The organism is Microvirga aerilata, from assembly GCF_016743775.1.
Lineage (GTDB): Bacteria > Pseudomonadota > Alphaproteobacteria > Rhizobiales > Beijerinckiaceae > Microvirga > Microvirga aerilata.
In genome coordinates this window covers 24,157-32,151 of sequence record NZ_JAEQMY010000051.1, presented here as the reverse complement: position 1 = coordinate 32,151, position 7,995 = coordinate 24,157, and the positions used below count along the sequence as shown (strand labels likewise).

Sequence of the window (7,995 nt, the reverse complement as noted above, 5' to 3'; positions counted from 1 at the left end):
GGGTCATTGGAGGCCCTGTAACGCGCCGACCGATTCGGCGCCAAGACCTTCAACAAACACGAAAACTATGGCTGAAATCAGAATGGTATTACAGTTAAGCTTTCAGTGCCCGGCCGCAGCGCTTCCTCTCGGCCCACGATCAGGTTGCAAACCTCTTTCGCCGTCCTGCAAACATTACCGCTGCCGCTCATCGCACGTCCCGAGCTCAGGCTTTCCAAGTCTGGGCCGAGGTAACTGGCATCGCGAGTACCTGATCTGACGCTCCGGAAGGGTTAGACCTGTCTCATGTCGTTAATTTGACGATGCCTCTACGATGGCCATCAGATTGGCGTCAGGCTGGAACAGCACATGCTCGATGTGCCGCTTGCCAATCGGCCCAGCGCCAAGCACCGCCAAATTGACGGGCTGCAACAGACTGTCCGCGACCGTCATGAGGTCTTCTCGTCGATAAGCCGCGCCAGCCGGCGCAGCGCGAGGGTGTAGCCCTGCGTTCCGAACCCGGCAATGACGCCGTCGGCACGGGTAGAGACGAAGGAGTGATGCCTGAACGCCTCACGTTTGTGGACATTCGAGATATGGATCTCGATGACTGGGCCCTCGAAGGTGTTCAGTGCGTCCAGGATCGCAACCGATGTGTGGGTGAATGCGGCTGGGTTGATGGCGATACCACCAGCAACCTCCCGCGCCTCGTGGACCCAGTCGATGATCTCGTACTCGCGGTTGCTCTGGTGAAACTGGATGTCGAGCCGAAGTTCGTCGGCGACTTTCCGGCACTCGGCTTCGACATCGGCAAGGGTTTCATGGCCATAGATATGCGGCTGGCGTTTGCCCAGAAGATTAAGATTAGGTCCGTTCAATACGTAAACGAGGCGGCTCATAAGAGTTCCTTTGCAGTACAGCGCTTGAGAGGAATGCGACCTAGTGATGCGCCAGGATTTCACCCAGGAAGGCACGTGTCCGCGGATGTTGCGGGTCGCGAAAGAAGGTGTTCGGCTCCGCCTCTTCCACTATCTGGCCGTCCGCCATAAAGATCACACGATCTGCGACTTGGCGGGCGAAACCCATTTCATGGGTGACGCAGATCATGGTCATGCCGTCCCTGGCAAGCCCGATCGTCGTGTCGAGCTCTACGGCCCCGCCAACAATTCGGATCTGTCACTGAAATTTCGAAAGGTCAACCTTATGCGAGCTATAAAGTTCAAGCATTGCGGCGTTCGAGTTCGACGAGCAATCCGCTGTGATCAAGATCGCCTGCATTCTCAATTAGGCTTCGGAAGAGGTCTGCCGTCAGTGCGGTATATGGCAGAATATCCAGAGCGATCTCTTCTGCAGCATCCAGTGCATTGTCAAGATCCTTGAGATGCGTGATCGAACGGCCTTTCGTAATGAAGTCGCGCTCGACCATGCGCTGACCGTGAAGTTCGAGGATGCGGCTTTCGGCGAACCCTCCACGAAGAGCCTCACGGACTTTGGCTGGATCGGCGCCTCCCCGCTGGGCCAGCAGAAGTGCCTCGGCAACGGCACCGATGGTCACGCCGACGATGATCTGGTTGGCAAGTTTCGCGAGTTGCCCTGCCCCGTGCGGCCCCACATGAACAGGTCTACCCATGACCTTCAGGATCGGCTCAACACGGCCGAAAACCTCGGCCTCACCGCCGGCCATGATAGCCAGGGTCCCCTGCTCCGCCCCATGCGTTCCCCCAGAGACAGGCGCATCGATGTGATGGACGTCACGCTCTTTGAGATACTTCGCATGCTCCTGTGCCTCGGCGGGCTTGATGGAGCTCATGTCGATCAGGATGGCACCCGGTTTCAGAGATTCCGCCACGCCTTGCGAGAAGAGCACGTCCGTGACGATCCTGCCATTCTCCAGCATCAGGATCACAACGTCAGCGCTGCTCACGGCTTCAGGCGCGGTATCCATCACGTGAGCACCAGAAGCCGCAAGCACCTCAGCTTTCTCGCGCGACCGGTTCCAAACGGTTAGCGGATAGCCGGCATCCAGCAATCGCTTCGCCTGACGCGAGCCCATGAGGCCAATGCCAAGGATCGCCACATTCACGGAAGTGGATGCCGCCATCGAAAACTCCTTCAAGGGTGGCCCACCAGATATCCGAGCGGGCCTTCTTTTACGCTAGGCTCAAGCAACCACGGATGAGCCTTTGGGCTTTCCAACCCGACCCAGCATGGTGCTCAGGAGCGGCCCGAGGGCAAGCGCAAGGCCGATCAGCATCAGCGTCGCAACAAGACCGTTGGACCAGAAGATCGACAGCGAGCCCCGCGACATGATCATGGACTGGCGGAAAGCATCCTCAGCCTTGTCGCCAAGCACCATCGCCAGCACGAGCGGCGCGATCGGGTAATCCAGCTTCTTGAACAGATATCCCACCACACCGAAGGCCAGAGCCAGCCAGAGGTCGAATGGCCGGCCCGCGACCGTATAGGCGCCGATGAAGCACACAACCACGATCACGGGGCCGATGATAGCGAAGGGAATGCGCAGGATCGAGGCGAAGAGCGGAATGGTGGCAAGCACCATGAGCACGGCCACGATGTTGCCGAGATACATGCTGGCGATCAGACCCCAAACGAAGTCCGGTCGCTCGACGAACAGCATCGGTCCCGGATTGAGACCCCAGATCATCAAGCCCCCCATCATCACGGCCGCCGTTGCAGAACCGGGCACACCAAGAGCGAGCATGGGCAGGATGGCGCTGCTTCCGGCAGCGTGGTCCGCTGTCTCCGGAGCAACTACGCCCTCCGGCTCACCCTGTCCGAAACCTTCCTTACGGCGGGAGAGGCGCTTGGCCAGACCATAGCTCATGAAGGAGGCCGCGGTCGGTCCGCCGGGGGTGATGCCCATCCAGCACCCCACGGCGGCGCTGCGCAGGAGCGTCACCCAGTAGCGCGGCAGGGTCGCGATGGTCTTGAAGACGTCGCGGATCTTGACCCGCGCCTGGATACCGTCGAAGCGCAGCCCCTCCTCTATCGTGAGCATGAGCTCGCCGATGCCGAACAGGCCGATCACCGCGATGAGGAAGCTGATGCCGGACAAAAGTTCGTTAAACCCGTAGGTGAGGCGCAGGCCGCCCGAGACCGTGTCCATGCCGACTGCCGCGAAAGCAAATCCGAGGCCCATGGAGACGATGGTCTTCAACGGAGATGCGGCGCCAAGTCCGATGAAGCTGGCGAAGGCCAGGAAATAGACCGCGAAATATTCCGGCGAGCTGAAGCGAAGGGCGAACTTCGCCACCCACGATGACAGCACAGTGATCAGGATCACGCCCACCAGAGCGCCGAAGCCCGCCGACAAGAATGCGAGAGTCAACGCCTGCGTCGCCTGCCCTTGCCGGGCCATGGGATACCCGTCGAACGTTGTGGCAACGGATGACGGCTCGCCTGGAATGTTGAAGAGGATCGAGGTTGTCGATCCGCCAAAAAGTGCTCCCCAATACATGCTGGTGAGTAGGATGATCGCTGCGACCGGATCCATGGTGAAGGTCAGCGGCAGCAGCAGCGAAACGCCATTGGGAGCCCCGAGACCCGGCAGAACGCCGACGAGAATGCCCAGAAACACGCCGATCATCATCAGCATGACGTGGTAGGTTGTCAGCGCAACGCCAAAGCCATGAAGGAGTGATGCGAAATTTTCCACGACCTATCTCCGTCAGGATTTGAGCCTAGTAGAGGCCCAGAGCAGCTTCGAGCGGACCCTTCAGGAGAGGAACCTGGAAGGCGACTTCGAGCACGAAATAAAAGATGACAGCCGCAGCGATGCCTGAAGTAACGGATATGACGAGGCGGTATTTGCCCTGTACCCACATGACGAGAGCGAGGTAGAGCGCCGTCGCCACATACAGGCCGAGGAGACGCGCCACCACCACGAAGGCGAGCATCGGCAGGAAGAACGATGCCACACGTTTTGCCTCCTCCTTATGAAGGAAGACCGATTGCAATCCATGTCGGCCAACTGTTGCCTGAGTCAAAGTCCCGATGCTGGCGGCAACGACCAGCAGGCCGATATAGAACGGAAAAGCTCCTGACTCCGGTCCTGCGTCACCCCAGCCGATCCCGAATTCGAGAGCGCCGATCACGGCAGCAAGTCCCAGGCCTGCCGTCAGTGTCGCAGTTCCGATCTCAGCCGTATAACGAGAAATCATGGTGTCCGTCCCGGTCTGATGAACGCCGCATGGAAGAGAGGCTGACGGATGGAAATCCGTCAGCCCTGGAGCCGTTTCAGTTAGCGGGCGATCCAGCCCTCCTGTTCGAAGACCTTGCGGTTCTTGGCATCATCGGAGGCGATGAAGGTCCTCAGATCCTGACCGGTCAGAAATCGATCGGTTTGGGACGTGCGCTCGATGTATTCCTTCCACTCGGGCGTCTGGCTCACCTTCTTGAGGATATCGGCATAGAACGCGACTGCGTCAGCAGGAACCCCTCCCGGCAGCCATACGGTGCGAGGCATTTGGAACTGGTCGATCGGGATGCCGGCTTCCTTGCAGGTCGGGATGTCCGACCAGCCCATGGTGGCCGTCACCTTGACGCCGCCCTGCAGGCGTGTCGGGCTGAACACGCAGAGCGGGGTGATCGCTCCAGCTTTCCACTGACCCGCATTCTCATTTGGGTTGTTGGTATTCGAGTCGATGTGGCCTCCGGCAAGCTGCACGCCGGCCGCACCGCCGCCCTGGAAGGGGACGTAGATGAACTTGGCGCCCGTCGCATCCTGGATCAGGCTGGTGAGGGTCTGATCCGTATCCTTGGACTGACTGCCACCCATCTTGAACGTGTCGGGCTTTGCCTTGACTGCCTCAATATAGCTTTTAGCGTCCTTGTAAGGCGCATCTGCCTTGACCCACAGCAGGAACTCGTCGAGAGCCATGGCCGCCACCGGGATCAACTCATCGGGCTTGTACGCGAGCTTCGCCACGTACGGCAGAAGATAGGCATTGTTCGTGCCGAACGTCAGCTTGTGGCTGTCGCCTGTCGCAACCTTCGTATAGATGAAGCCTTCCGCGCCGCTGCCGCCGCCCTTGTTGGTCACGACGATGGGCTGCTCCATCAGTTTATGCTTGGCAATGATAGACTGCACGACGCGGGCGAAGTTGTCCGTGCCGCCGCCAGGGGCTGACGTGACGATGAACTCAACGGGTTTTGCCGGCTTCCAGTCCGCCTGCGCCATGCTGCCATATGTCACCGCGATAGCAGTAGCGATCAACCATGAAATCTTAAGCATCGTTCTTCCTCCCTGTGATGTTTCCAACCGATGGCGTCGGTTTTCGGAACTGGCGTTTTAGGAATTAACAGCCGACAACTTGGGCTGCTCGACGTTTAGGCGGCTGGCGCGCACCTCGGTGCCAATGCGGATGGCAAGCGAGAGCGCCTCACGGCTGGCGCCGAGATTGGCTATGCCGCGCCCAGCGATCTCATAGGCGGTCCCGTGAGCCGGGGTGCAGATCGGGAATTCGAAGCCGCCGATCAGCGTCACACCGCGATCAAAGCCCATCAGCTTCATCGCGATCTGCCCCTGATCATGGTACATGGTGAGAACGGCGTCGAAATCGCCGTTCTTTGCGCGCAGGAAGACGGTGTCCGATGGGAACGGACCCTCCACGGTGAAGCCCTGCGCCTGCGCCTGACGGACGGCCGGTTCGATGATGTCGATCTCCTCGGTACCGAAATTGCCGCCGTCACCCGCATGCGGATTTAGGCCTGCCACCGCGATACGTGGCGGGTTGAAGCCAGCAGCACGCATGCACTGATCCGCCAGCGTGAGCGACCGCAGGATCGCCTTCTCGGAGATGGCTGAGGCTACCTGCGACAGCGGAATGTGTGAGGTGACGCGGGCATTCCAGGTCTTTCCCAGAACATTGAATTCGCTCGCCGCCACCGACGTCTTGAGAACATCGCGCACGAAGCGGATCTCGTCGTCGTACCCTTCATAGGCCAAGCGCATGGCCTTCTTATTGAAGGGCGTGAAGAACACCGCATCTGCGCGGCCGGACTGGGCCAGCAGCAGGGCGCGCCGGAAATTCTCGGTCGCGAACACGCCGCCTTCGAGCGTGGCCGTGGCATGAACGACCTGATCAGGGCTGAGATTCCCAAGATTGACGAAGACCGGACGAGTCGAGCGATCCGGGATCGCATTCTCAGACGCAACGACGTCAACGTCGACCCCAATGCCTGCAACTTTGGCGCCCTGCTCCAGAATGCGAAGGTCACCGAAGATCACAAGATTCGCGCCGGAACGGAATTCGTCAGCTTCGATGAGCTTGGCAGCCAGCTCCGGGCTGATGCCTGCCGGATCGCCCATGGCGCATGCGACGGTCGGCTTTGCTGATGGGATCGATGACGATTGAGCGCTCACGGCAACCTCTTCTTGGGATGACGTAAGGACGTTAACAGCCCTATATTTCGTACACAAGTATGCTGCATACAGTATTTTGTTTGCGGCGATGCAGGAATTGGTTGTATAAGAGGATCAATCCGCGCCAGGATTTCTGAAAAGACGGCAAAGAACGGAAAGAGCCATGGCATATGAGGCCACAGCCCTGCTGATCGACGACTTTGATTCGCGCGGCCCCATCGCCCGCCCCACGCTTCACGACGCCATCGTGGCCCGAGTGCGTGACATGATCATCGAAGGCGAACTTACCCCGGGGGCCCGGCTTCACGAGGGCAACCTCGGCAAAATGCTCGGCGTTTCCCGGACCCCATTGCGGGAGGCCCTCAAGTTTCTCGTCAGCGAGGGGTTGCTGGAACTGTCACCCGGACGAGGTGCCGTGGTCCGACAGTTTTCCGCGAAGGACGTCCATGACAGCCTGATTGTGCTCGGCAATCTCGAGGGCCTTGCGGGGCGGCTGGCCTGCGAGCATGCCACGGACGCCGAAATCCGCGAAGTCCGGCAGCTGCATGACCGCATGATGGACATGTACGAGAAACGTGACCGCCTGCCCTATTTCAAGCTGAACCAGAGCATCCACTCGGCTATTCTCCGCCTTTCCAAAAACGAGGCGCTGGTCTCCGTGCACAATGTTCTGCAGGCCCGTCTGAAGCGCATTCGCTACATCGGCAATGAGGGGCCTGAGAAATGGGCCGGCGCGGTTGCCGATCATGAAGATATGATCGGCGCCCTGGAAGCGCGCGATGCCGACCGCCTCTCGAAGATCCTGACCACCCATATGGAAAAAACCTGGGAACGCGTCAGGAACGCGATCTGACTTCTGCTCTCACCCAGTTTTCTTTTCCAGCACTGAACCTGCAAAGGCCTCAATATGAACGATGAGAGCCAGCTTCGCGAGACGATCTGCCTTTTCGGGCGATCTCTCTTCGACCGCGGTCTGACTGCAGGATCGTCCGGCAACATCTCGGTTCGGTTGAGCGACGGAGGCTGGCTGACGACACCAACTAACACTTCGCTCGGCTTTCTCGACCCAGCCCGCCTGAGCAGGCTCGATGCTGATGAACGCCTTGTCTCGGGCGATGCGCCGACGAAGGAGCTGCCTCTTCACGCGGCTCTCTATGCGACCCGCAGGGATGCAGGTGCAATCGTTCATCTGCATTCCACCCACTCGGTCGCCGTCTCGATGCTGCCCGATATCGACCCTGCCAATGCACTGCCATCCATGACGGCCTATTATGTCATGCGGGTCGGCCGCACGGCTCTCGTTCCTTACTATCGACCGGGAGATGCCGCCGGTGCAGAAGCGATCCGCGGGCTCGCAGGGAAATACAGTGCTGTGCTTCTGGCCAATCATGGCCCGGTGGTTGCTGGCAAGGATCTGGAAGCTGCTGTTTATGCCACTGAGGAACTGGAAGAGACCGCGAAGCTGCGCCTTCTCCTCCATGGACTCAACCCTCACCTGCTGACCCGTGCGCAGGTCCGGGACCTGGTGACTCATTTCAATCTTGATGAGGCGGTTGCTCAGGAATTCTCTGGCAACTCTCAGGAATGCTGTTCCACACCTCATGACCATTCACATGAGTGCGGATGAATCG

Annotated in this window: 9 protein-coding genes and 1 pseudogene; 2 read left to right on the top strand and 8 right to left on the bottom strand. The window is 59.5% G+C overall.

The annotated features are described in order from the left end of the window. Window positions 1–291: 291 nt before the first annotated feature. The 8 genes and pseudogenes from JKG68_RS22925 to JKG68_RS22890 form a co-directional block, all read right to left on the bottom strand. On the bottom strand, window positions 292–432 hold the full coding sequence (locus JKG68_RS22925; RefSeq protein WP_202063664.1) for a hypothetical protein: 141 nt from the start codon (window positions 430–432) through the stop codon (window positions 292–294). Beyond that, complete coding sequence (aroQ, locus tag JKG68_RS22920) at window positions 429–878, bottom strand: type II 3-dehydroquinate dehydratase (RefSeq protein WP_202063663.1); 450 nt, start codon at window positions 876–878, stop codon at window positions 429–431. The genes JKG68_RS22925 and aroQ overlap by 4 nt, the downstream gene beginning before the upstream one ends. Window positions 879–918: 40 nt before the next feature. Then, window positions 919–1,125, bottom strand: a pseudogene (gene glnQ, locus JKG68_RS22915) (glutamine ABC transporter ATP-binding protein GlnQ); the annotation flags it as partial. Window positions 1,126–1,198: 73 nt separating this feature from the next. Then, window positions 1,199–2,080: an NAD(P)-dependent oxidoreductase gene (locus JKG68_RS22910; protein WP_202063662.1), complete on the bottom strand. Its 882-nt coding sequence runs from the start codon at window positions 2,078–2,080 to the stop codon at window positions 1,199–1,201. A gap of 60 nt (window positions 2,081–2,140) precedes the next feature. Beyond that, window positions 2,141–3,655: a tripartite tricarboxylate transporter permease gene (locus tag JKG68_RS22905; protein WP_202063661.1), complete on the bottom strand. Its 1,515-nt coding sequence runs from the start codon at window positions 3,653–3,655 to the stop codon at window positions 2,141–2,143. Between the two features lie 25 nt (window positions 3,656–3,680). Then, complete coding sequence (locus tag JKG68_RS22900; protein ID WP_202063660.1) at window positions 3,681–4,160, bottom strand: tripartite tricarboxylate transporter TctB family protein; 480 nt, start codon at window positions 4,158–4,160, stop codon at window positions 3,681–3,683. A gap of 80 nt (window positions 4,161–4,240) precedes the next feature. Beyond that, window positions 4,241–5,233, bottom strand: a complete 993-nt coding sequence (locus JKG68_RS22895) for a Bug family tripartite tricarboxylate transporter substrate binding protein (RefSeq protein WP_202063659.1) — start codon at window positions 5,231–5,233, stop codon at window positions 4,241–4,243. Between the two features lie 57 nt (window positions 5,234–5,290). Next, window positions 5,291–6,310 carry a 4-hydroxythreonine-4-phosphate dehydrogenase PdxA gene (locus JKG68_RS22890; RefSeq protein ID WP_202063667.1) on the bottom strand — a complete coding sequence of 340 codons (1,020 nt, stop codon included), beginning with the start codon at window positions 6,308–6,310 and terminating at the stop codon, window positions 5,291–5,293. Window positions 6,311–6,527: 217 nt separating this feature from the next. On the opposite strand from JKG68_RS22890, the gene JKG68_RS22885 reads away from it, so the two are divergent. Beyond that, window positions 6,528–7,217: a GntR family transcriptional regulator gene (locus JKG68_RS22885; RefSeq protein ID WP_202063658.1), complete on the top strand. Its 690-nt coding sequence runs from the start codon at window positions 6,528–6,530 to the stop codon at window positions 7,215–7,217. 54 nt (window positions 7,218–7,271) lie between these two features. Further along, window positions 7,272–7,991, top strand: coding sequence for a 3-oxo-tetronate 4-phosphate decarboxylase (gene otnC / locus JKG68_RS22880; RefSeq protein ID WP_202063657.1), 720 nt, complete (start codon window positions 7,272–7,274; stop codon window positions 7,989–7,991). The last annotated feature ends 4 nt before the right edge of the window (window positions 7,992–7,995 follow it).